Annotated in this window: 22 protein-coding genes; 5 read left to right on the top strand and 17 right to left on the bottom strand. The window is 33.8% G+C overall.

All coding sequences use genetic code 11. The features are described from left to right. Positions 1 to 62: 62 nt before the first annotated feature. The gene (locus M0M57_RS00980; RefSeq protein ID WP_248434555.1) at positions 63 to 1,463 is read right to left on the bottom strand and encodes an arginine decarboxylase; all 1,401 of its coding nucleotides are present in this window, start codon (positions 1,461 to 1,463) and stop codon (positions 63 to 65) included. Between the two features lie 291 nt (positions 1,464 to 1,754). Next, positions 1,755 to 2,822, bottom strand: a complete 1,068-nt coding sequence (aroB, locus tag M0M57_RS00975; protein ID WP_248434554.1) for a 3-dehydroquinate synthase — start codon at positions 2,820 to 2,822, stop codon at positions 1,755 to 1,757. 105 nt (positions 2,823 to 2,927) lie between these two features. Here aroB and M0M57_RS00970 point away from each other — a divergent pair, with 105 nt between their 5' ends. Continuing rightward, positions 2,928 to 4,094, top strand: coding sequence for a proline dehydrogenase family protein (locus tag M0M57_RS00970; protein WP_248434553.1), 1,167 nt, complete (start codon positions 2,928 to 2,930; stop codon positions 4,092 to 4,094). A 36-nt stretch (positions 4,095 to 4,130) separates the two neighbouring features. On the opposite strand, the gene M0M57_RS00965 is transcribed toward M0M57_RS00970, so the two are convergent. The 3 genes from M0M57_RS00965 to lysA form a co-directional block, all read right to left on the bottom strand. Next, positions 4,131 to 5,237 carry an erythromycin esterase family protein gene (locus tag M0M57_RS00965; protein ID WP_248434552.1) on the bottom strand — a complete coding sequence of 369 codons (1,107 nt, stop codon included), beginning with the start codon at positions 5,235 to 5,237 and terminating at the stop codon, positions 4,131 to 4,133. An 83-nt stretch (positions 5,238 to 5,320) separates the two neighbouring features. Further along, complete coding sequence (locus M0M57_RS00960; protein ID WP_248434550.1) at positions 5,321 to 6,739, bottom strand: alkaline phosphatase; 1,419 nt, start codon at positions 6,737 to 6,739, stop codon at positions 5,321 to 5,323. A 209-nt stretch (positions 6,740 to 6,948) separates the two neighbouring features. Next, on the bottom strand, positions 6,949 to 8,154 hold the full coding sequence (gene lysA / locus M0M57_RS00955) for a diaminopimelate decarboxylase (protein WP_248434548.1): 1,206 nt from the start codon (positions 8,152 to 8,154) through the stop codon (positions 6,949 to 6,951). 209 nt (positions 8,155 to 8,363) lie between these two features. On the opposite strand from lysA, the gene M0M57_RS00950 reads away from it, so the two are divergent. Beyond that, entirely contained in the window at positions 8,364 to 8,720 is a 357-nt protein-coding gene (locus M0M57_RS00950) for a helix-turn-helix domain-containing protein (protein ID WP_248434547.1), read from the top strand. A 1-nt stretch (position 8,721) separates the two neighbouring features. Here M0M57_RS00950 and M0M57_RS00945 read toward each other — a convergent pair whose 3' ends face one another. The 4 genes from M0M57_RS00945 to M0M57_RS00930 form a co-directional block, all read right to left on the bottom strand. Continuing rightward, positions 8,722 to 9,366 carry a DNA alkylation repair protein gene (locus M0M57_RS00945; protein WP_248434545.1) on the bottom strand — a complete coding sequence of 215 codons (645 nt, stop codon included), beginning with the start codon at positions 9,364 to 9,366 and terminating at the stop codon, positions 8,722 to 8,724. A gap of 345 nt (positions 9,367 to 9,711) precedes the next feature. Next, complete coding sequence (locus M0M57_RS00940) at positions 9,712 to 10,104, bottom strand: hypothetical protein (protein WP_248434543.1); 393 nt, start codon at positions 10,102 to 10,104, stop codon at positions 9,712 to 9,714. Positions 10,105 to 10,494: 390 nt separating this feature from the next. Next, positions 10,495 to 11,295, bottom strand: coding sequence for a hypothetical protein (locus M0M57_RS00935; protein ID WP_248434541.1), 801 nt, complete (start codon positions 11,293 to 11,295; stop codon positions 10,495 to 10,497). 164 nt (positions 11,296 to 11,459) lie between these two features. After that, complete coding sequence (locus M0M57_RS00930; protein ID WP_248434539.1) at positions 11,460 to 11,822, bottom strand: hypothetical protein; 363 nt, start codon at positions 11,820 to 11,822, stop codon at positions 11,460 to 11,462. Positions 11,823 to 12,201: 379 nt separating this feature from the next. On the opposite strand from M0M57_RS00930, the gene sucC reads away from it, so the two are divergent. Beyond that, positions 12,202 to 13,398, top strand: coding sequence for an ADP-forming succinate--CoA ligase subunit beta (gene sucC, locus M0M57_RS00925; protein ID WP_248434538.1), 1,197 nt, complete (start codon positions 12,202 to 12,204; stop codon positions 13,396 to 13,398). A gap of 313 nt (positions 13,399 to 13,711) precedes the next feature. Here sucC and M0M57_RS00920 read toward each other — a convergent pair whose 3' ends face one another. The 7 genes from M0M57_RS00920 to panB form a co-directional block, all read right to left on the bottom strand. Further along, positions 13,712 to 14,329 carry a hypothetical protein gene (locus tag M0M57_RS00920; RefSeq protein WP_248434536.1) on the bottom strand — a complete coding sequence of 206 codons (618 nt, stop codon included), beginning with the start codon at positions 14,327 to 14,329 and terminating at the stop codon, positions 13,712 to 13,714. Between the two features lie 42 nt (positions 14,330 to 14,371). Further along, entirely contained in the window at positions 14,372 to 14,725 is a 354-nt protein-coding gene (locus M0M57_RS00915) for a hypothetical protein (RefSeq protein ID WP_248434534.1), read from the bottom strand. A 14-nt stretch (positions 14,726 to 14,739) separates the two neighbouring features. Beyond that, positions 14,740 to 15,528 (bottom strand): DUF2189 domain-containing protein, encoded by a 789-nt coding sequence (locus tag M0M57_RS00910; RefSeq protein ID WP_248434533.1) that lies wholly within the window; start codon positions 15,526 to 15,528, stop codon positions 14,740 to 14,742. An 11-nt stretch (positions 15,529 to 15,539) separates the two neighbouring features. After that, positions 15,540 to 16,868 carry an aldehyde dehydrogenase gene (locus M0M57_RS00905; protein WP_248434531.1) on the bottom strand — a complete coding sequence of 443 codons (1,329 nt, stop codon included), beginning with the start codon at positions 16,866 to 16,868 and terminating at the stop codon, positions 15,540 to 15,542. A gap of 42 nt (positions 16,869 to 16,910) precedes the next feature. Beyond that, the gene (locus M0M57_RS00900; protein WP_248434529.1) at positions 16,911 to 18,257 is read right to left on the bottom strand and encodes a hypothetical protein; all 1,347 of its coding nucleotides are present in this window, start codon (positions 18,255 to 18,257) and stop codon (positions 16,911 to 16,913) included. A 128-nt stretch (positions 18,258 to 18,385) separates the two neighbouring features. Next, the gene (locus tag M0M57_RS00895; protein WP_248434527.1) at positions 18,386 to 19,087 is read right to left on the bottom strand and encodes an RluA family pseudouridine synthase; all 702 of its coding nucleotides are present in this window, start codon (positions 19,085 to 19,087) and stop codon (positions 18,386 to 18,388) included. A 47-nt stretch (positions 19,088 to 19,134) separates the two neighbouring features. After that, entirely contained in the window at positions 19,135 to 19,953 is an 819-nt protein-coding gene (gene panB, locus M0M57_RS00890; RefSeq protein ID WP_248434525.1) for a 3-methyl-2-oxobutanoate hydroxymethyltransferase, read from the bottom strand. 130 nt (positions 19,954 to 20,083) lie between these two features. On the opposite strand from panB, the gene nhaD reads away from it, so the two are divergent. Together nhaD and M0M57_RS00880 are read left to right on the top strand one after the other, a co-directional pair. Continuing rightward, positions 20,084 to 21,370 (top strand): sodium:proton antiporter NhaD, encoded by a 1,287-nt coding sequence (gene nhaD / locus M0M57_RS00885; protein WP_248434523.1) that lies wholly within the window; start codon positions 20,084 to 20,086, stop codon positions 21,368 to 21,370. Positions 21,371 to 21,381: 11 nt separating this feature from the next. After that, complete coding sequence (locus M0M57_RS00880) at positions 21,382 to 21,819, top strand: nuclear transport factor 2 family protein (protein WP_248434521.1); 438 nt, start codon at positions 21,382 to 21,384, stop codon at positions 21,817 to 21,819. Here the strand turns inward: M0M57_RS00880 and M0M57_RS00875 are convergent. Continuing rightward, positions 21,816 to 23,240 carry an L-serine ammonia-lyase gene (locus M0M57_RS00875; protein ID WP_248434519.1) on the bottom strand — a complete coding sequence of 475 codons (1,425 nt, stop codon included), beginning with the start codon at positions 23,238 to 23,240 and terminating at the stop codon, positions 21,816 to 21,818. The genes M0M57_RS00880 and M0M57_RS00875 overlap by 4 nt on opposite strands. Between the last annotated feature and the right edge of the window lie 159 nt (positions 23,241 to 23,399).

Below are 23,399 nucleotides of genomic sequence, written 5' to 3'. Positions count from 1 at the left end.
TATGATGGTTCAAAGAAAAACCTTTTTTTTGAAAAGAAAAACTCTTTTTAGAACAAAAAATGTTATTTTTTCTCGTAGCCCAAAATTGATAGTACTTGCTCTGCACTTTGTTGTTCAGAAAATACTTCGGTTGCCAGAATTCCGTTTTCATCACGGTCAATCAAAATGTGCTTTGGCTGCGGAATCAAACAGTGGTGTAAACCGCCAAAACCTCCAATGGTTTCTTGATAAGCTCCGGTATTGAAAAATCCAATGTACAATGGTTTTTCTTTGTTGTATTTAGGTAAATAAACGGCGTTCATATTTTGTTCGGAGTTGTAATAATCGTCGCTATCACAAGTTAATCCACCTAATAAAACCCGTTCGTAAGTGTCATTCCAACGGTTGATAGCCAACATCACAAAACGTTTGTTGATGGCCCACGTATCCGGTAAAGTGGTGATGAAAGACGAATCAATCATATTCCATTTTTCACGATCATTTTGTTGTTTTTGGTATAAAACTTGGTAAATCGCTCCTCCGCTTTCACCAACAGTAAACGAACCAAATTCAGTAAAAATGTTAGGAACATCCACTTCCGCTTCTTCACACGAAATTTTAATTTGATTGATAATTTCGTCAATCATATATTGGTAATCGTATTCAAATGCTAATGAATTTTTGATAGGAAAACCACCACCAATATTCAAACTATCTAATGTTGGACATTCTTTTTTTAATGCCACATACACTTTCATACACTTTAATAACTCATTCCAATAATAGGCTGTGTCGCGAATACCGGTATTAATAAAAAAGTGAAGCATTTTTAATTCCACATTTTTATTTTCCTCAATCTGTTTTCTGTAAAAAGGAACGATGTTTTTGTAACCAATTCCCAAACGAGAGGTATAAAACTCAAATTTTGGTTCTTCTTCGGCTGCAATTCTGATTCCGATTTTGAATTTACCATCAATTTTTTCCTGAAGTAAATCCAACTCTTCATAATTATCAATAACAGGAATTGTTTTGTTGTGGCCGTTGTTGATTAGGCGGGCAATGTTTTCAATGTATTGTTCGCGTTTAAAACCGTTGCAAACTACGTAGGTATTTTTGTTGATTTTTCCTTCCGCCATCAAATTTTCTACAATATCAATATCAAAAGCCGAAGACGTTTCAATGTGAATGTTGTTTTTAAACGCTTCATTCATAATAAAACTAAAGTGCGAACTTTTTGTACAATAACAATAATAGTATTTTGCATCGTACTTATTTTTCTCCATCGCTTTTCTAAACCAACCTTTTGCACGGTTGATGTTGTTAGAAATTTGCGGCAAATACGTAAACTTTAATGGTGTTCCGTATTGTTCCACAATTTTCATCAAATCGATTTGGTGAAATTGAAGATTATCTTTATTAAGTGTAAACTCTTCTTGTGGAAAGTAAAACGTTTGATTGATTAAGTCGAAATATTTAGTATTCATTTAGATTTCAGTAATTTAGATTAAAAGTAAAGTAAAAAATAATTAATCTAAATTTCAAACCCGAATATTTGCAAAAATTATTTGCAGTTTTTCATGAAACATTTTGGAATTTTCTGAATTGTCAAAATTTAAAGTATTTTTTGAACTTACGCTATTTTTAATAAAACATTGAAAAGACCAATGATTATTGAACGTCGTCAAATTTTCCCACTTTTTGTTTTGATTGTTTTTCATTGAGGCAAATGTAAAAAATAATCTAACCTAAATGCAAGCTCTATGTTAAAAAAAATGTTATGTTTTATAATCATCAAAAGCCGCAGTAATTAGTTTGTTATCAGCTTGTTGATTTAATTTAATTTTGCCAATTCCGTCTAAAAGAGCAAATTGAATGGTTCCGTATTCATTTTTTTTGTCGTGAATCAATAAATCGATGATGGGATCAAGGTCATTTTCATCAAAAACAACCCTTTCAAAAATGGAATTAATCGTGGTTTTGATTTCCAGATATTCATCCAAAGTAATTAACTCTTTTTTCATCGAAATAAAACTTTCCAAAATCATTCCAACTGCAATGGCTTCTCCATGCAAAAGAGTTGTTTTTAAAGGGTTTTCAAGAAAATAACTTTCAATTGCGTGGCCTAATGTATGTCCGAAATTCAATGCTTTTCGAATGCCGTTTTCTGTTGGATCTTGCATCACAATAGCATTTTTTATTTCAACGGATTGATAAATCAAATCATCCAAATCATCCGAAGATAAATTGCCCAAATCGTTGAATTTAGTCCAATATTCTTTGTCAAAAATGAGTCCGTGTTTCAACATTTCGGCTAAACCGGAACGCATTTCGTTTTGTGGTAAAGTTTCTAAATAAATGGTATCAATTAAAACCGCTTTTGGTGAATTAATCACACCAATTTGATTTTTCAAATTTCCTAAATCAACGCCGTTTTTTCCGCCAATTGACGCATCAACCATTCCTAATAATGTGGTTGGGACATTAATAAAATCGATTCCTCTTTTGAAAGTGGAAGCAACAAAACCCCCAATATCAGTGATAACTCCACCGCCAACATTGATAATCAAACTTTTTCGGTCGCCACCTAATTCGGTAAGTGATTCCCATAATTGAATGCAACTTTCGATGTTTTTGTGTGCTTCGCCCGATTCAATTTCGATGATTTCAATGACGATTTCGGTGGCAACTAAAGAAAGAAAATGAGGCAGACAATTTTCGTTTGTATTCGAATCAACCAAAATAAAAAGTTTGGAATAATTATTTTCTTCTAAAAAAGAATCCAAAAAAGTATAACAATCTTGATTGAAATAAACAGAATAATTAGTTGCTTGAATGGGTTGCATGAAAAAGGTTGATTTTATTTTTAATAATTCAGATACAAATTAAATCAAAAATTTGATAACATTCTCAAACACTCCTTATCTTTGCTACATTATTTTCAACAAAACATGGATAAAATCTTCGATAATACGCAAGTTGCTTTTTCTTTAAAAAGTGATACTGAATTAGATAGAGCTTATTTTTTATTTAAAATGATTGATAGCGAGCCACTTGTTCGCATCGGGACTGCCGTGACAAATTTTGCTCTCAAAGCACATTTGCCGGTGGAAGGATTAATCAGAGCTTCTGTTTTTGATCATTTTTGTGGCGGAATTAGTGAAGAAGACTGTTTGCCCGTGATGGAAAAAATGTTTACCAAAGGCGTTTGTTCTGTGTTGGATTATTCTGTGGAAGGTAAAGAAGAAGAAATTGAGTTTGATGCAGCGATGAAAAAAACGCTCAAAATCATTGAATTTGCTAAAGAGAAAGATGCCATTCCGTTTGCTGTTTTTAAGCCAACCGGTTTTGGACGTTTTGATTTATACACCAAAGTAGGCGAAAAACAAGCTCTTAATTTTGAAGAACATGCCGAATGGGATCGAGTAGTGGCTCGTTATGAAGCTGTTTGTAAGTTAGCTCAAGAACGAAATGTCCCGTTGCTTATTGATGCCGAAGAAAGTTGGATGCAAGATGCTGCCGATGAATTGGTCACGCAAATGATGCGGAAACATAACAAAGAAAAAGCCATTGTTTTTAATACATTGCAAATGTACCGTTGGGATCGTTTGGATTACCTGAAGAAATTGCACGAACAAGCCAAATCAGAAGGTTTTTATATTGGTATGAAACTCGTTCGCGGTGCCTACATGGAAAAAGAAAACAAACGAGCTGAAGAAAATGGATATAAAACACCTATTTGTGCCACCAAAGCCGCTTCCGATGAAAATTATGATGCTGCCGTAGCCTACATGGTTGAACACATTGACAAAATGGCCATTTTTGCAGGAACGCACAACGAATTGAGTTCGTATAAATTAATGGAGTTGATGAAATCGAAAGGATTGTCTTCCAATGATCAACGCATTTGGTTCGGACAATTGTATGGTATGAGCGACAACATCAGTTATAATTTAGCCGCCAATGGTTACAACGTTGCAAAATACTTGCCTTTTGGACCGGTTCGTGATGTGATGCCATACTTAATTCGCAGAGCAGAAGAAAATACTTCCGTGGCCGGACAAACGAGTCGGGAATTGATGTTGATTAAGAAGGAGAGGGAGAGGAGGAAGGTTTAGGGTTTTTTTGAATAATTTGAATTTTATGTGAATTTTTTAGTGAGCAAGAATACTTTTTTCTCCCTCAGCAATAAAAACTAAAGCATCAAAATGTTTAAAGTAATTAGTTTTCTTAATTCTCATTCCGAACATACCCTCATATAAAATATTGAGTTGATTTATGTCTTCTTCAATAATTTGTTTAGAATCTATAAAATAATTCTCAGTGGTATTGGGTAGGAAATACAACATGTTGAATTTATCTTTATGTTGCTTTTCTATATAACTCATTTTTCTGTAAGGCATTTTTATTGGACTAAAGGCAATATGATACGTATTTCGATTAGTTATTTTTAAATATTCATACCCCATTATTTTATAATTCATTTCAGGAATATTGATTTTTGAACTATGTACATTTGCAGCCCAAACAATAACTTTTTTGTTTTTAAGACTTGTTGTTAAAAAGTTTAAATTATCAGCCATTTGAAAGTCTCTAATTTTGTAGGCATCACTTTTACGGCTAACTGATTCTTGTTTAACCAAACTTTTAAAACTTTTCAACGCTTGAGTCCAAAATGTATTTTCTCCTTCCAATTGCAAAATGATATTTTCAATTTCTTGTAATAATTCATCTTTACTTTTTTTAGATTGTGAAGTCATAAAAACATTAATCAATACTTCGAAGTTATTGGTATAATTAATTTTTTTTGAATCCAAAAAATTAATTAGCAATGGAGTAAAATTTTGAAAAGAATAAGCAGAACTAAATTGATTGTCAAAGCCCCAAATGGTTACCTTGTGTTTATTTAAAAAGTCAAATAAATCCTGACATTGAATCGATTTTGACCAATGTGGGAAAATATTATTTTTAGAATTTGTTTGGTGTAAAGCAAAAAAATCAGCTTCAAAAGCAATTTCAGTAAAATTGTGTTCTAAGACTAAATATTTGACAAATTCAGTTTTTGCAATAAATTCAGAGCCCATATGATGTTCAGATTCACCTAAAAATATAACATCTTTATTTTTTATTTCTTCATTGAGTCTAGTTTTCAACTCGTTGGTTAATAAATTATCTAAATTATTTAACTTATAAATTCCTATCCTATTTTGAGCATCAACAAAGTGGATTGAAAAGAATAAGAAGATTAAAATGATTTTCATTGTTTGTTTATTGTAATACACCAAAATAATAATTAAATAAAAAAACACAGCGATGAACTGTGTTTTTTATGAATTAATTAACCTTAAAATTTATTTTCCACTTCTGCTGCTTCTAGCATAAAATAATGTAAATCGGTGTTTTTAATGAATGGTTTTAGTTTTTCACTTCCGGGTCCAAACATCGCCAATTCGGTGAAATCTGCCGAGTGATCCATACTAATCCATCCTACGGAAGTTCTGCTTTTTTGCATTTCAGCAAAGGTTTTGAAAGGTAGGTTTTTGTAGTTGTATAATCCGTCATCTTGTTTTTCTAAATTGGAATAATAACTCAAAATCGTTTTGGCTTCGTCATCGGTTAATGCAAAACCATTGGCAAATTCAATACGTTCCTTAATTTGAGCTAATGTTGATTCCGGTGTAAAACCATTTAAAATCCATTCATTTGTATGTTTATGATGTTGAACACTGTCAAAATGATCGTTGACGTTCTTTCCATAAATTAATCCCGGATTTGCGTTTCCGTGATCGGTGGTGATAATGACTAACGTTTCTTTGTCTTTTTCAGCAAAATCCATAGCAACTTTCACCGCTTCATCAAAAGCAACTTGGTCATACAGCAAACCGGCAATGTCATTGGCGTGAGCAGCCCAATCTACCTTTCCGGCTTCCACTTGTAATACAAAACCTTTTTTGTGGTCTTTCATTCGGTCAATGGCTTTTTGCGTCATTTCTGCCAAAGTCGGAATTGTGTTGCCTAAATCTTTGATGTTTTCACGGTCAATAGAGTAGGGAAGACCATCTTCAAAAAATAGTCCTAAAATAGGTTTGTCGTTGGAAGTGGAATGCATTTCACTTCGTGTTTTCGCCACTTGATATCCTTTGGATTGAAAAGCGGCATATAAATCTTTTTTATCTTTTCTGGAGTTGGCATCAAAATATTGTTGTCCGCCACCCATCATCACATCAAAATTCAAATTCAAGTAACTTTCGGCAATATCGGCTTGACTGTTTCTGCTTTTGCTGTTTACACAAAATCCGGCCGGAGTTGCGTGTGTAATCGGAACTGTGGTGACACAACCCGCCATTTTTCCTGCTTTTTTGAACTTTTGCCAAATTGGTAGATATTCTTCGCCGTTTGTTCCGACGTTTAACGCTCCGTTTTTTACGCGAAAACCACTTCCCCAAGAAGAACTTGCTGCAGCCGAATCAGTCACAACGGATGATGCCGAAGCCATATCCATCAAAGCACGTGTTACCTTGTTTTCTCGGTATAAATTCAACCAATTTGAACCATTTCCGTTTTTTCTATTTAGATGAATATCAGCCATGTTTAACGTTCCGGAACTCATTCCGTCACTAACTAATACAATGATGTTTTTAGCTTTTTTTCCTTTGAATTCAATGGAATTGTCTAAACTGTTTGCACTACTTTCAAACGGATTTATGATGGCGGTTCCCAACGTAAAAAGGGTTCCGTTTCTGAAAAATTTTCTTCTATTCATTGGGATTTTAAATTTTTCAAATATAAAAAATACTAATGAGGTTACCGTTAAATAAACATTAATTCCCATTCATAAAAAAAGCCGGAAAATGATTTCCGACTCTTTTTGGTTGTGTTTGTTTGATTAGGTAGTGATTTATGGCAATAAGGGTTATTTATTTTATTACACCTGACAGGTTTTTGAAACCTGTCAGGTGTTAAACCTTGAAATTAAAATGCGATTTCAATCTGATTTCGTAGAATATCTTCAAATGTTTCTCTTTCGCGAATTAAGTGACCTTTGCCTTCATACCAAAGTACTTCTGCTGGACGGAAGCGTGAATTATAGTTAGATGCCATCGAAAAACAATAAGCTCCGGCATTTCTGAAACATAAAATATCACCTTCTTTGATTTCGGAAATTCTTCGGTTGTTGGCGAAAGTATCGGTTTCGCAGATGTAACCTACCACCGAATAAAAACGTTCTTTTCCTTTTGGGTTGGAAATGTTTTCAATGTGATGATATGAACCATATAACATCGGACGAATTAAGTGATTAAATCCGCTATCAATTCCGGCAAAAACGGTGGATGTAGTTTGTTTTACTACATTTACTTTCGCTAAAAAATATCCTGATTCGCTTACTAAAAATTTACCGGGTTCGAATGCTAATGTCAACGGACGACCGTATTCAGTTTGAAATTGATTGAATCGTTTGGATAATTTTTTACCTAATTCTTCCACATTGGTTTCGATATCGTCTTTTTTGTATGGAACTTTGAATCCACTACCAAAGTCAATAAAATCTAGAGTTTTGAAGTTTTTTGCAGTTTCAAATAGAATTTCGGCAGCATACAAAAACACTTCGATATCCAAAATGTCGGAACCGGTGTGCATGTGAATTCCGTTGATGTGCATGTGCGTATTTTCGATGATTCTCAACAAATGTGGCAATTGATGAATGGAAATTCCGAATTTACTATCGATATGACCCACCGAAATATTTGTGTTTCCACCCGCCATCACGTGCGGATTGATTCGGATGCAAACCGGAACGGTAGGGTGTTTGGTTCCGAATTGTTCTAAAATTGAAAGATTATCAATGTTGATTTGAACGCCCAAAGTCGCCACTTCTTCAATTTCATCGATGGAAACTCCATTAGGAGTAAAAATGATGCGATTCGGTTCAAAACCGGCAGCTAAACCTAATTGTACTTCTTGAAGTGAAACCGTGTCTAAACCCGAACCTAATTTGTGAAAATATTTTAAAACAGAAATGTTAGATAATGCTTTGACAGCATAATTAATCTGCAATCGTTCCACTTTTGAAAAAGCGTTGACTAAACGATTGTATTGCGATTCAATTTTTTCGGCATTGTAAACATAAAGCGGTCCTCCGAATTGGTCTGCTAATTGTAGTAAATCTGATGAGTTCATTCGTGAATTTTCAACAAATGTAAGTCCACAAAGCGTTACTTTAAATTTTTTGTGTAGAAATAACAAAAAATCACAAATTGTTATATTTGTAACTTTATAAATTTTTTTAACTTTGAAGTTAGTAGGCTTAAAACTTTTAGTATATTTATTTTTAAAAATGTTTAATTATTTATTTGCAAAACAATTTTAACAAACAAAAAGAATTAATTATGAAATGGAAAGTATTGAAAACTGAGCAGGATTACAATAAAGCATCGATACGAATGATGGAGATATTTAATGCTGAACCAAACACTCCTGAAAGTGATGAATTAGAATTACTTATCGTTTTGGTAAAAGATTATGATGACAAACATTATCATTTGCCGGAATTAGATGCTTTAGAAGTAATTAAATATAAAATGCAGGAAATGGGAATAAAGGCCAAAGATTTAGAACCCATTATTGGAAGTAAAGGACACGTTTCTGCCATATTATCCGGTAAACGTGAAATAACTTTAAAGATGGCACAGAAACTAAAAGATTATTTTAGTATTCCGGCAGAAGTGTTTTTGCATAGTGCTTGAATCACTTTTTCAACTTCGAAACCTGCATAGAAATAAATTCCGGTAAATAGTTTGGTGTACAGCCTTTGTGTACAAATTCATCTTTGTATAAGCCGGTTCGTTCTCCAAGAGCGATGCATCTTTGGCGAAATTCAGGTTGAAAAATGCCGATTTGAGCAGCAGTAAAATTCATAGCCCATTGCACTTCCGGTTGTTCTTTTTCAATATTTTTTTCGATGGTGGAAAGAAGGTATTCGCTGTTTGGAGGAGGTGTTTGTCCGACCCATCGCAAGCGAGCTTGGTAATACCAAAAAATTCTACGTTGAAGTGGTGATTTGCTATTTTCCCAAGATTCGATGAGGGAAATGGTTTTTTTGTCTTTGGAAAGTTGGTTAGCCATTAACCAATCGATTAATTGAGTTCTTTCTTCTTCGGGATGTTGGCTGATGTCGTTATCCAGTTGATTGATGAGTTCTTGCGTGAGCAGTTTTTTATCCATAATCAGGATGGCTAACTGTCGGTGATGAAAACCGCCGATTGACCAAAGTTCCATTCCTAGTTCGTGATCTTTTTTGATTTCTTTGGCAATGACTCGCAAATCGCCTAATTTGGTTGTTTTTGGGTTAATTTGGGAGGAGATGGTTTGGGCTTTTTGGGAGAGGTTCATAGTATTACTATTATAAAATATTTCAAGAGATGATTCTTTATGCAGCGTGGGGCTGCAGCTCGTGACTATCAAAAATAATAAAACCACTTTAAAAGTAGCTTAATAATGCTTTTGAATATATGCGTGAAAATCTTTTTTATTAAAACAAAGATGTTTTAAAATTTGAGAAACTATAAACTCTGGAACAGGTGAAATGTGAGTTTGAATAGTAATAGGTCTTCTTAAGTCACTCCTTGTATATTTTGCGTGTCCTCCTTCGGTTTTGATATGCTTTAAGCCTTGATGCTCTAGAAACCATATCATTGTTGCTAATGGTATATTGCTTAACTTATAGCTATTCATTTATTACATTGGAATTGCGACTTCTCTTTGGATTGTTGTCACATTATGACTATTTAACAAGTCTTCTAAAGAAGTATTTTTCTTTAACAAATCACTCCAAGATGGAGCATTAACTTTTTTAGGGGATTTAGTAGTCCCTTTTTTAAGTTGCCATCCTAAATGAATTAATTCATTATGAAGTGTTTGTTTATTTACTGTGTAATCAAGAAAAACTGTCAAACAATGATTGAATGATTCCATAGCATCCTTTTCTGTTTTTCCATACCCAGACACATCTAAATGCGGAGAATATATGATAAAGTTATCATCTTCCTTAAAAGAAAAAAGTATAATTTTAGCTTTTACGCTTCCGCCTGAATTAGAAAAATCCACATCTAATAAGTGGTTCTTATTCATATGTTAAAGTATTATTAGTGATAAATATGAAACAAATATATACAAATATTAGTATAAAACAATTTTCTTTAACACCGCTTAAACATACGTATTAAGCTTAAAAAATGTTATGTTTTTTTTAAAATTTTCCTCAAGCCAACGTATGAAATCTTTTTAATGTTTTAAATTTTAAACTGCCACACGAAGGATTCGTGCGGCAGCGGGGGTAGTTTTGTTTAAATTTAATTATTTGAATTGCCGTGCTGCAGCATTGGGCTTTCTAAATTAACTTTTACAACAATTCTCCCAAGTTCATTGCATAAATTTTCTGGAGTACTTTGAATACTCACTTTCCTATTTCCTAGAGTATAAGAAACCTTTGTTTCAAAGGTTTGAACATCGTCAATTTTCTTATTGTTTTAAAAGAATAATTTCAGGGTCTTTCACAAAGATTTTGAAATCCAAAAAAGCTAAATCATTTAGGAAATCTTTTAAGTTTCCATTTAATCGATTGAAGAAATATCTAATAGATTCAATTTTTTTAACTGATTTTATATCTGTAATAACATTTGTGATATCTTGAGAATAGTTATTTGTCAATTCTAAAGTTACTATTTTGTATAAGCCTTTATTAATAATATCTTGATTATTTTCAGTATCGTAATTTAAGAATATTTGACCATCTTGCGGATTTCGGTGAATTAGCTTTTTCAATACATTTTTTTCAAATTCAACTAAATATTCGCTTTGCGAGTCTTTATATATCCAACTTCCAATAAAATTTCCGTTTGGATCCAGATTTCCTTTCAATTTGGGTAAAGATATTTCTTTAACTAACGTGTCATTTTTAAAATTGTATACTGTTGCAAATTCTTTTTTGTTTTTCCCTTCGGTTATTGTTTCATCAAATTTCCAAATTCCATTTTTTAAATTTGAAGAGTAGTTACCAATCATTTTTACATAACGACCTTGCCAGTTATAAATGTAAGTCCATTTCCCAACTTTGTTATTTTTTTCGTATGTTCCAAGAATTTCAGAATATCCATTTTTAAAATAGAAACTCCCATCAAGTATTCTTTCCAGTTTTTCATCTTCATAATAAGTGTAATCAGCAATGCCACTTTTATATTTGCCTTTATACTTTTTTATATTTTGAGAATAAAATGGATTACAGCAACAAACTACAATTATAAAAATTAGAATTTTTTCCATTTAATATCGTTTTTTTTACAATTTTAGACAACGTTCCGTCGTTTCGCATTAGTTGAGAACTTCGGAACCGATTATTTTCCGCTAAGATAATATTTCTTGTGAAACGTGAATATGAATTTACTACAAAATTCTCAATTGTGCGAAAGGGCTGTTATACAACGTTCTTAATTTAAAATTTGATTAATTGATTTTAAAACAGATATTACATCAGTTCCATCTTCCAGCATTGTACGAGCAAGTTGCGTCGCATAAATTTCTATTCCTAATACTTTTTCTTTACCATCAATAAATTTATGCATTTCGGTTTTATCAAAATGAAAACCAGTTAGCATTATTTGACTAAGTAGTCTTGCAGATATTAATTCTTTAGATTCTCCACCAGCAAAACCTGCAATAATTTCAAAAAGGAATGTATCGGCAAGTTCAATGTCTATTTCTTCAAAAGAACTTTCAAAGTCTTTATAATCAAATTTTCTTTTTGCACTATTTGTAATATTGTCCCAAATTAAGTCTTCTTTATGTTGCATAATTTTTTAATATATATTATTCGTTCGTTTCGCATTAATACTTTCAAATATAGTAATTTTTATTACAAATCATTGAATAGACTTTTCATTTATTAATTACTATTTTTCTGAATATATTACTTCTGAAAATCACTATAAGCACAATTTCCTAGCCCCGATTGCAGCGGAAAGCCTTTGGTGAAAAAAACCTATTTTTTCTTGGTTTGGCAGAGCGACCAACGGAAGCTCCTGCCGGACCTTAGAAAAAAAGGTTTTTGAGCAAAAGCTTGTAGCGGAAAGCGGGAATAGCTTCTGGAAAATAAAAAGGAAAATAGTTTCAGAAATTGGTTTGAATTTGCTATTTTTGTGGCACTTTTTAACAGACAAACGTTATACTACTATGAACATACACGAATATCAAGGTAAAGAAATTTTGGCCAGTTATGGCGTTAGAATTCAACGTGGAATTGTGGCTAACAATCCGGTTGAGGCCGTGGCTGCCGCTAAACAATTAACTGCTGAAACCGGTACGGGATGGCACGTTATTAAAGCTCAGGTTCACGCTGGTGGAAGAGGAAAAGGTGGCGGAGTGAAGTTGGCTAAAAACTTGCAACAAGTAGAGGAAATTGCAGAGCAAATTATTGGAATGCAATTGATTACGCCGCAAACTTCGGCTGAGGGAAAAAAAGTGCACAAGGTGTTGATTGCCGAGGATGTTTATTATCCGGGTGAGAGTGAAACATCGGAGTTTTATATGTCGGTTTTGTTGAATCGTGCGACGGGAAGAAACATGATTATGTATTCTACCGAAGGCGGAATGGATATTGAAGAAGTGGCGGAGCACACTCCACACTTAATTTTTACAGAAGAAATTGATCCGGCTGTTGGTTTACAGGGTTTTCAAGCGAGAAGAATTGCCTTTAATTTAGGTCTTTCTGGAAATGCGTTTAAGGAAATGGTGAAATTTGTAGATAGTTTATATAACGCGTACATTGGTTGTGATGCGTCGATGTTTGAAATCAATCCGGTTTTGAAAACGTCTGACAACAAAATTATGGCGGTGGATGCGAAAGTGAATATTGATGATAATGCGTTGTACAGACAAGCCAAAATTGCTGATATGCGTGACATTCGTGAAGAGAATCCGATTGAAGTTGAAGCAAAAGAAGTTGGTTTGAACTATGTTGACCTTGATGGAACCGTAGGTTGTATGGTGAACGGAGCCGGATTAGCAATGGCCACAATGGATTTGATTAAGTATGCCGGTTTTGAACCTGCTAACTTTTTGGACGTGGGTGGAACTGCGGATGCAAAACGTGTGGAAACTGCGTTTAGAATCATTTTGAAAGATCCGAATGTGGAAGCGATTTTGATTAATATCTTTGGTGGTATTGTTCGTTGTGACCGTGTGGCTCAAGGTGTTGTGGATGCTTATAAAAATATGGGTGACGCTATTAAAGTGCCAATCATCGTACGTTTACAAGGTACAAACGCTGAGATTGCAAAAGAATTGATTGATAATTCAGGTATGCCAATTTTATCGGCTGTACAGTTTCAAGAAGCAGCGGATCAAGTGAAAGCGGCTTTGACGAAATAATAAATTTTAGATATAATAGTGTGAAAAAGCTGCCGAGAGGTGGCTTTTTTTTGTTTGATAGTAAGTGAATTTATTTGATGTGAAGTTGGGAGAATACGTATAGTGAGATATGAGGTTTTTTGTGTCATTTCGAGGCACGAGAAATCACATTACGCTAAGCATTTTTGTTAGTTACTTTATGTGATTTCTCGTGCCTCGAAATGACACAACTTGAGGATGTGCAGTTAGGATTAGGATTTTAATTTAAAAGCTGCTAAGTTGAGAGAATACACAGAGCATCGTGATAACTAAGAAGATATAGGCTGTACTATTATCATAATCCAAAAGTATATTTTCTGTCCAAAAAATCATTCTTATTTTCATTCCTAAAAACCTCGAAGGTTGCTTTCATAAACTTTACGATTACCGGATTACTATTTTCGTCGGGCGAACTTAATTTAAAAAAGTCTTGATAATTTTTTGTTTTCATTATAAAAGTAATGAAGTGACCATTTAACACAATTCTACCTCTATTTTCTTTGTCTAAAATAGAAGTCGGAGTATTAAATATTTCATTAAATTCATTATAATATTCAGGAAATTTTTCTTTTTCTAAGACTATAAAATCAGATTTATGGTAAGTATGTTTGTCATAGATTTCTTCAATTTTTATTAAAATAGGTTTTACTAATTCCATATTAATTTTTTCACCACTTGCCGCTTTATTAAACTTTTTATTAAGTTTTTTATATTCTTTATCATTTTTTAAATTTTGTGAAATACTATCCATTAAAATTGCTTCAATAATTAATTTATCGTCAATTTCTCTAATTTTAATATGATAGCCTTTGGATTCAGCAAGAGAATATCTTTTAAGTGATATTTCATTATTTTGTGAATGTAGATTGACAAAAAATAAAAGAAATATTGTTAATAGTAAATGCTTTTTCATTTGTGTTTTGCGATAAATTAGGCAATTTTTGTTCTTTATAATCTATTTCCTCCACAATAAAAAATCTCTATTGTCAGTACAAGTCATTGATTCTATCACTTTTTCAAAGTCAAAATTTTCATATTTAGAAACAATTTCATAAACTTCATCATACCCTTTTGCTCCTTGAGGAATCACACAGCCAGAATTTTTTCCGATAAGTGTTAGCCAAATATCCGGAGCCCATGGTCCTTTATCAGTATTAATTAATTTTATGACTTCAATTTCAGACCAAGCAATTTGTTCTGTTTTTATTTTAGGATGCTCAACCCGAACAAATTCATCTGTTATAGTTACATTATAATAATCTTCCGGATGTTTTAATTTGGGTTTAAATAGGTTTGAAAAGAATTTCATAAAAATTTTGATTTTTACTCCTCCAATCTCCCAATCTCCTCAATCTCACTTGCATTTTCAATCGGGAAAATGGAGTTGTAGGTTGTGTAAAGAAAGGAATACCAAAACGGAAATGTAAACAGAATTCCGATACAAAATCCAATGATACCCAGACAAACAATAATGAAACTTACTATTGCTAGCCCTAATAAAATAAGCGGTTGTTTTAAAACTAATTTGATACTGATGGAAATGGCATCTACCCCCGTTTGATTATCAAAAATGATTAACGGAACGGTTAGCATGGTAAAAAAAGCAACAACATAAGATAGCATATTGCCCACAATTGGATAATCAATAAATTCAAAACCTGTAACAAAAGCAAAATTAATGATGGCAAGTAATGACGCGGCAATAAATAATTCTTTAAAGTGAACTGTTTTATAATAGTCAAAAATAACTCCCACAGAAAAAGGTTTGTTGGTTTCAGCCAAATGAGCCATTTTGAAAAATCCTGCTCCAATGGGAGCGGTTAATCCGGCAAAAACAATCATAACTAAAAAATAAATAAGTATGCCGACTACCGAAAAATCCATTGGATTAAATTCGGTTAGTGTACCCATCATGTCTGCTGTGCCAAAAGCAACGACTGCGATAGAACCAAAAAGGGCAAAAGAGGCAATTACTATAATTAAAAAACCTAAACCTCCTGTTAGGGCAATTTTTTTGTAATTTTCAAATGCTTTTTCAATTACTGTTCCAAAGTCAAGATAATAGCCTTGTTGAGTGGCTTGGTTGATTTTTTTTGTAGTGTTGTTTTCCATAATTTGTTAGTTTAAAGCCAAGATAGTAATTTTTTTATGTATTTCAATTTGTTTTTATACGGTGCATAGCGAACAGGATTATCGCCCCAAGTTGGTTTTTTTACAATTGATTTTTTATGTGAAAACGAATCGAAACCAAATTTTCCGTGATAAGCACCCAAGCCACTATGACCAACGCCGCCAAAAGGTAATCTTTTGTTGGAAAAATGAATGATAATATCGTTCACGCATCCACCACCGAAGGAGTACTTTGTAATTATTTTTTCGGCAAAATCTTTGTTTTCTGTGAAAACATACAATGACAAAGGTTTTTCATATTTCATAATGATTCGTTCTAAATCTTTTTCATCATGATAGGAAATGATGGGTAGAATAGGTCCAAAGATTTCATCTTTCATTACTTCGCTATTCAAATCGGGTTCATCAAGTAGGGTAGGACTAATGTATCGACTTTCTTCGTTTGTAATTCCGCCAAAAATAACTTTTTTAGGATCAATCATGTGATGTAATCGTTGCCAGTTTTTGGTATTGATGATACGTGCAAAATCGGTTGATTCTTCTGGATTTTCTCCGTACGCTCGGGTAATTTCTTGTTTGAGTAATTCAACGAAATTGTATTTTTCTTTTGCCTGAACCAAAATATAATCAGGAGCAATGCAGGTTTGTCCAGCGTTTATGAATTTCCCCCACACAATTCGTTTTACGGCAATTTCTAAATCGGCACCTTCGTCAATAATACACGGATTTTTTCCACCTAATTCTAAAGTAACCGGTGTGAGATGCTTTGCAGCGGCTTGAGCCACAATTTTTCCCACAGAAACACTTCCTGTAAAAAAGATAAAATCCCAACGTTTTTCCAGTAATGATTGAGTGAATTCTGCTCCGCCATGAACGACTACGGCTTCTTTTACATCAAATACTTCTTCTACTATTTTTGTGATGATTTGGGAGGTGTTGAACGTTAATTCCGATGGTTTTAAAACAACAGTGTTTCCTGCAGCAATGGCAGCAACAAGCGGACAAATCGCTAATTGAAACGGATAATTCCAAGGAGAAATAATTAGAACTCGACCATACGGTTCAGAATAAATAAAATCGGAGGATGGCAAATTTAAAATCGATGGCCAAACGCGTTTCGGTTTTGACCATCGATTTATGTTGGATATTGTATTTTTTAAATCGGAAATAACATAATTAATTTCAGTTAAATACGATTCAAATTCAGGTTTTTTAAAATCTTTGTGTAATGCTTCAATAATTTCTGATTCGTGCTTTTTGATAGCAATCAGTAGTTTTTTGAGCAAACTTTTTCGTTTGGCAACAGTTGAAATCGAACTCATTTCAAATTGGTTTGGGAATGAATTCAAATATAATGAGAAAAATTAACTTTTGCCAAATCCAAATCTAAATCCGAAATAAAAATCAGCTTGTTTGCTATCGTTAATCAAAGCGGTAAAGGCAGAACCTGATCCGATAAAGAATCCATAAGCTCTAAAACCAATTCCGGCATTAAAACCTGCGATTTCTGTTTGAGATAATGGTGCAAAAACTTCGAAATTTTTTAATGAAAAACGCGGCGTTAACGTTACCACATTTTGAGCTGTAATTTGGTCATTTTTAGCATCATCGGTTAATTTTTGTTGTAAAAATACCGAAACATATAAGGTTGGAATTACTTGTAAATCGGCATAAGCGTTTAAAACACTTGGCAATTTCACTCTAAAATCTTCTGAGGAAGAAGTTGAAGTTAGAAATCCGCTATCGATCAAAATTTGTTCCACTTCTTGCAAACTGTCCACACCATCAAATTGAGATAAATTTAAACTTTCGGTACCTTCAATCAGCAAATTATAATTGGTTGAGGAATTATTTTCATCTTTAAAAGTCATCCCACCAATATTTCTAATTGAAATTCCGGAATTGAATTTATACCCGTCATTGTCATCTTTAATCGTAAACGTTCCACCAAAATCAACAGCAAAACCATTTAAACTTCCAAAAACCGAATCAGAATAACTGTCAAAATCAGAAAAGCTACTGCCTAAACTTCCGGAATAAGCCACGTTGATTGATGCATTGGCATTGGTTAAAAAAGAATTTCCGCCAATGTAATTAACTGTTCCTTCAAATTGATCGGCACCAAAATTGGCATATGAACCTGGAAACAATAATTTGAAAGTAGCACCTCCGTTTAATTTGTATTTATCGGTTTCCCATAAATTTCTGGCAGCAGAAAGTCCGATTTCTCCGTAGGTTGTTCCCACTAAACGTTGATTGTAATTTCCGTTTAACGTAGTGAAATTTACCAAAGAATTCAATCCGTTGTTGGCAATAGCGTCACCAATATTGGCATCAATATCTACTAAATTTAATTTTCCATACGCTTTGGATGTGATGGCAAATCCCCATTTTTCATATCGAAAAGCAAATCCCGGACCGGCGACTTCCACATCAAACCTCAAATTAACAGGTTCATTTCCTTGAAAAATTAAATCTTCAAAATCTTCATCACCGGTAATATCACTCACACCTATTTTGTTGTTGGAAATATTTACGCTGGTGGCAAAAACATTCACCTCCATTTTGGAACTAAGATTAGCTAATTCTGCCGGATTAAAATTGGCGTTGAGTATGCCAATTCGCTTGGAAGTTCCAATCCCGGAAAAATGTTCTTGGGCAAATGAACAAATACTGAAAAGCATAAAAACTGAAACAATTAATTTTTTCATTTTGTTTATATTTAGTTGATTTCAAAGGTGGTACTTCTTTTTTGAATAGTAACTACCCATAAATAGGTATTTTTACTCCATACGAAACAATTGAAAAAGGATCATCCCTACTTTATAAACGAAAAAAATTATACTTTAGTTTCAATTGATTTCCAAATTACATCATGAGGAACAGGAGCGATAATAGTAATTTGTTCTTTAGAAACAGGATGAATAAAAGATAATTTTCGAGCATGAAGATGAATGCCACCATCCGGATTACTACGATCAAAACCATATTTCAAATCACCTTTGATCGAACATCCAATCGCTTGCAGTTGAGCACGAATTTGATGATGCCTTCCGGTATGCAATTCGATTTCTAAAGCAAAATAATTATCTAATTCGGCTATGATTTTGTAATGTAAACTCGCTTTTTTGCTATCCGGAACTTCTTTTGAATGAGCTTTGGAAGTATTATTTTGTTGATTTCTTTTGATAAAATGAACTAGCGTATCTTCTTCTTTTGGAGGTATGTTTTTTACAACTGCCCAATACGTTTTTTGCGTTTCCCGAGAACTAAACAAATCGTTCATTCGTGTCAATGCTTTACTGGTTTTGGCAAAAACAACGATTCCGGTTGTAGGCCGGTCAAGCCGATGAACCACGCCTAAAAAAACATCGCCGGGTTTATTGTATTTTTCTTTGAGGTATTCTTTTACGATGTCGGGTAGGGGTTTGTCGCCTGAATTGTCGCCTTGAGCGATATCGCCGACACGTTTATTCACAACTATCAAATGGTTGTCTTCGTGAAGAATTTGTAAATTATCTTTTGTAGTAACTATTTTCATCCGCAAATTAACTCATTGACTAATTGGCACATTGCCCAATTGCCACATTAATACTGTTCATTCGCATTCGGAAAATCCAACGATTTCACATCGGTAACATATTGTCCGATGGCTTTGGTCATATCTTCATATAAATTCATATATCTTCTAAGGAATCGTGGACTAAATTCGTGTGTCATTCCAATCATATCGTGGAGAACTAAAACTTGACCATCAACTCCATTTCCGGCACCAATTCCAATCACCGGAATCGAAATGCTTTCGGCTACTTTTTGAGCTAATTTGGCAGGAATTTTTTCTAAAACTAAGGCAAAACAACCAATTCGTTCTAACAATTTGGCATCTTCCACCAGTTTCTCAGCTTCGGCTTCTTCTTTGGCACGAACGGTGTAAGTTCCAAATTTATAGATAGATTGAGGCGTTAAACCCAAATGTCCCATGACAGGAATTCCGGCATTTAATATTTTTTTGATGGATTCTTTGATTTCGCTTCCACCTTCTAATTTAACAGCATGTCCACCACTTTCTTTCATAATTCGGATGGAAGAACGCAATGCTTCTTTTGGGTCTGATTGATACGTTCCAAACGGTAAATCAACTACAACCAAAGCTCTTTCACACGCACGAACCACGCTACTCGCATGATAAATCATTTGATCTAACGTGATTGGTAAAGTAGTTTCGTGTCCGGCCATTACGTTACTGGCAGAATCTCCCACTAAAATTACATCAATTCCTGCAGCATCTACAATTTTTGCCATTGTAAAATCGTAAGCAGTAAGCATTGATATTTTTTCGCCATTGGCTTTCATATCAAAAAGTGATTTGGTCGTGATGCGTTTGTAATCTTTTTTTGCTGTTGACATTTTTATAAATTTATTGGAACGAAATACAAATGTAAGCAATGTTTATTTGTGACTTAAAATATTTTGGATAAAGATGTTTTCGGTTACAAAAACTTACTACTTTAGCTAAGGATTTTTTAATCTTATAAAAATGACTTCAATCCTTCTGGCGATAGCAATTTTGGGCTATTTATCGATCATTTTCGAATCTTCATTACGTATAAACAAAACAATTACATCCATTCTAACGGGTTCTTTGTGTTGGATTGTATATGCTTTATTGTATAATGGAGACAAGCATGAAGTTTCAGACAAATTAATTCTTCATTTTGGTGAAATTTCAGGATTGTTGATTTTCCTTTTGGGAGCGATGACTATTGTGGAATTGATTGATATTCACAAAGGTTTTTCAGTTATTACGAATCGTATTCGAACAAAATCGGTTTTAAAATTGTTGTGGATTGTAGGCGGAATTACCTTTTTTATGTCGGCTTTATTAGACAATTTAGCCACAGCAATTATAATGATTACGCTCTTGCGAAAATTGATGCCCAAAAGTGAAACTCGAATGATTTTAGCCGGAATTGTTGTCATTTCTGCCAATGCCGGTGGAGCTTTTAGTCCCATTGGAGATATTACCACCACTTTACTTTGGATTGGCGGACAAGTCAGTGCTTTTGGAATTGTGAAAGTGCTTTTTCTTCCTTCTTTGATGTGTCTTTTAGTTCCATTAATAATTGCCAGTTATCGAATGAAAGGTTTTACGATGCTAAGAGTTCAACTTTCTATGGCGGAAGTGATTAAAGAAGAAAAAATGCAAGGTAGTTTAAGTGTATTTTTAGCAGGCGTTTTTGGATTGGTAATGGTTCCGGTCATTAAATCGATTACAGGATTGCCTCCTTTTATTGGGGTTTTAATGGCTCTAGCATTTGTTTCATTGGTTTCGATCATCTATCATCGCAATAAACCGCAAGAAGTGAAAGAAAAATATTCGGTTGCGTATGCGTTATCAAAAGTGGATGTGAGTTCTATTCTTTATTTTATGGGAATTTTGCTTTTGGTTTACGTTTTACAAGAAGTTCAAATTTTGAGTCAGTTATCTGTCTTTTTACAAGAAACGTTACCCAATAATAATGTGATGGTCATTGCGATTGGTGTTCTATCGTCCATTGTTGATAATGGAAGTTTAGTGGCAGCCACGCAAGGAATGTTTTCATTAACCGAATATCCGATGGATGATGCATTATGGGAATTCGTCGCTCTTTGTGCAGGAACAGGAGGAAGTATGTTGATAATTGGTTCAGCAGCCGGAATCGCCATTATGGAAAAAGAAAAAATGACCTTTTTGTGGTATTTGAAAAAAATCACACCGTTAGCCATTGCAGGATATGTTGCCGGAATTGTAACGTATTTGATTTTAAACCTACTAACTCATTAAACTATTGACTTATGAAAAAAATTCCAATTCTCATCTTATTATTGTTTTTTCAATTTTCTTTCGCTCAAGAAAGTGAAATTCAAATTACGATTGGAAAATTTTTTAATGCTTTTCACCAACGAGATTCAATCGCTTTAAAGAAAGTGTGTTCCGAAAATTTGGTTTTACATTCTATTTCTGAATCGGAAAAAGGATCTAAATTTTCAATTCAGAAAGCGTCGGATTTTTACAAATCCATTGCAACGATTCCATTATCAATGAAATTTGAAGAGAAAATTTTAAGTTTTAAAGTTCAAATTGATGGTTCAATGGCTCACGTTTGGACTCCATACGAATTTTATGTGAATGATAAATTGAGCCATTCCGGAGTGAATTCTTTTCAACTGTATAAAGAAAATGAAGTTTGGAAAGTGGTTTATATTTTGGATACGAGGCGGAAAAACAACTAACAATCTGCCAAATTCACTCCAACTGCCAAACCACCTTCACTGGTTTCTTTGTATTTGGAGTTCATATCTTTAGCGGTTTCCCACATCGTATTGATTACTTTATCTAACGGAACTTTCGCGTTGTTTGCATCGGTTTCAAGAGCTAATTCAGCCGCATTAATCGCTTTTATCGCACCCATCGTATTGCGTTCGATACACGGAATTTGAACCAATCCGCCAATCGGATCACAGGTCATTCCTAAATGATGTTCCATTGCAATTTCGGCGGCCATCGTCACTTGAGCAGGCGTTCCACCCATCAATTCACATAATGCTGCTGCTGCCATTGCACTTGATACGCCAATTTCAGCTTGACATCCGCCCATTGCGGCAGAAATTGTAGCTCCTTTTTTGAAAATACTGCCAATTTCTCCGGCAACGAGTAAAAATTGTTTGATTTCTTTTTCTCCGGCTTGATGATTTTCAATTACTAAATAATACATCAAAACAGACGGAATTACACCCGCACTTCCGTTGGTTGGTGCGGTTACAACACGACCTAATGCTGCATTCACTTCATTAACGGCCAATGCAAAGCAGCTTACCCACTTTAAAATTTGACGAAACTTAACTTCTGTTTTTCTGATGGTTTCCAGCCATTCTTGTGGATTTGAATACGGGATAGTTCCTTTCAAACCTTCGTGCATATCAAAAGCTCTTCGGCGAACGTTTAATCCGCCGGGCAAAATTCCTTCGGAGTGACAACCGATGTAAATGCATTCTAACATCGTGTCCCAAATTCGCATTAACTCGTGGTTAATTTCTTCTTCGGAACGCATCGATTTTTCATTTTCGTAGACAATTTCAGAAATCGATTTATTTTCTTTTTTACAAAATTCTAATAATTCATCTGCTTTTTGAATAGGATAGGGGAAAGCACATTTTATCTCTAATTTCTTTTTGGCATTGGTTCGTTCTTCTTTCACCACAAATCCGCCACCAATAGAATAATAGGTTTCACTAAATTCTTTATCATTAGTAAATAAAGTAAAAGTCAAACCATTGGCGTGAAAAGGAAGAAAATTTCGGTTGAAAACAATGTCTTTTTCTACTTCAAAGTCAACTTGGATTTCATTTCCTAAATTAATTTTTTTAGAAGTTTTTACCGATTGAACAATCCCATCAATGTCAGCAATCGGGATAGTTTCCGGATCTTGTCCGCTTAATCCCAAGATGACTGCTAAGTCGGTGGCATGCCCTTTTCCCGTTAAGGAAAGCGAACCATATAGATCGACTTTGACTCTAATGGCTTGATTCAGAATGCTTTCTTCTCTGCATTCGGCTAAAAAACGTTCGGCAGCTCTCCACGGTCCGAGCGTGTGTGAACTCGAGGGTCCAACACCAATTTTAAGCATATCAAAAACAGAAATACATTCTTCCATAACGCAAACGATTTAGTAAAGGCAAATATAGTGTTTTGTTTATTGCTTATTCAAACGAGTTTCTTAAAAATAGAATTGAAAAATTAACTTTTCTTTATTAGTTTGTGAATTCGCTTTTCAGTTCAACCGTTCAAAAAATAACCTATATTTGACTTCTAA

Source organism: Flavobacterium azooxidireducens, assembly GCF_023195775.1.
GTDB lineage: Bacteria > Bacteroidota > Bacteroidia > Flavobacteriales > Flavobacteriaceae > Flavobacterium > Flavobacterium azooxidireducens.
Note: the sequence above shows the minus strand (reverse complement) of the source record. Positions and strands in the feature narration are given on the sequence as shown.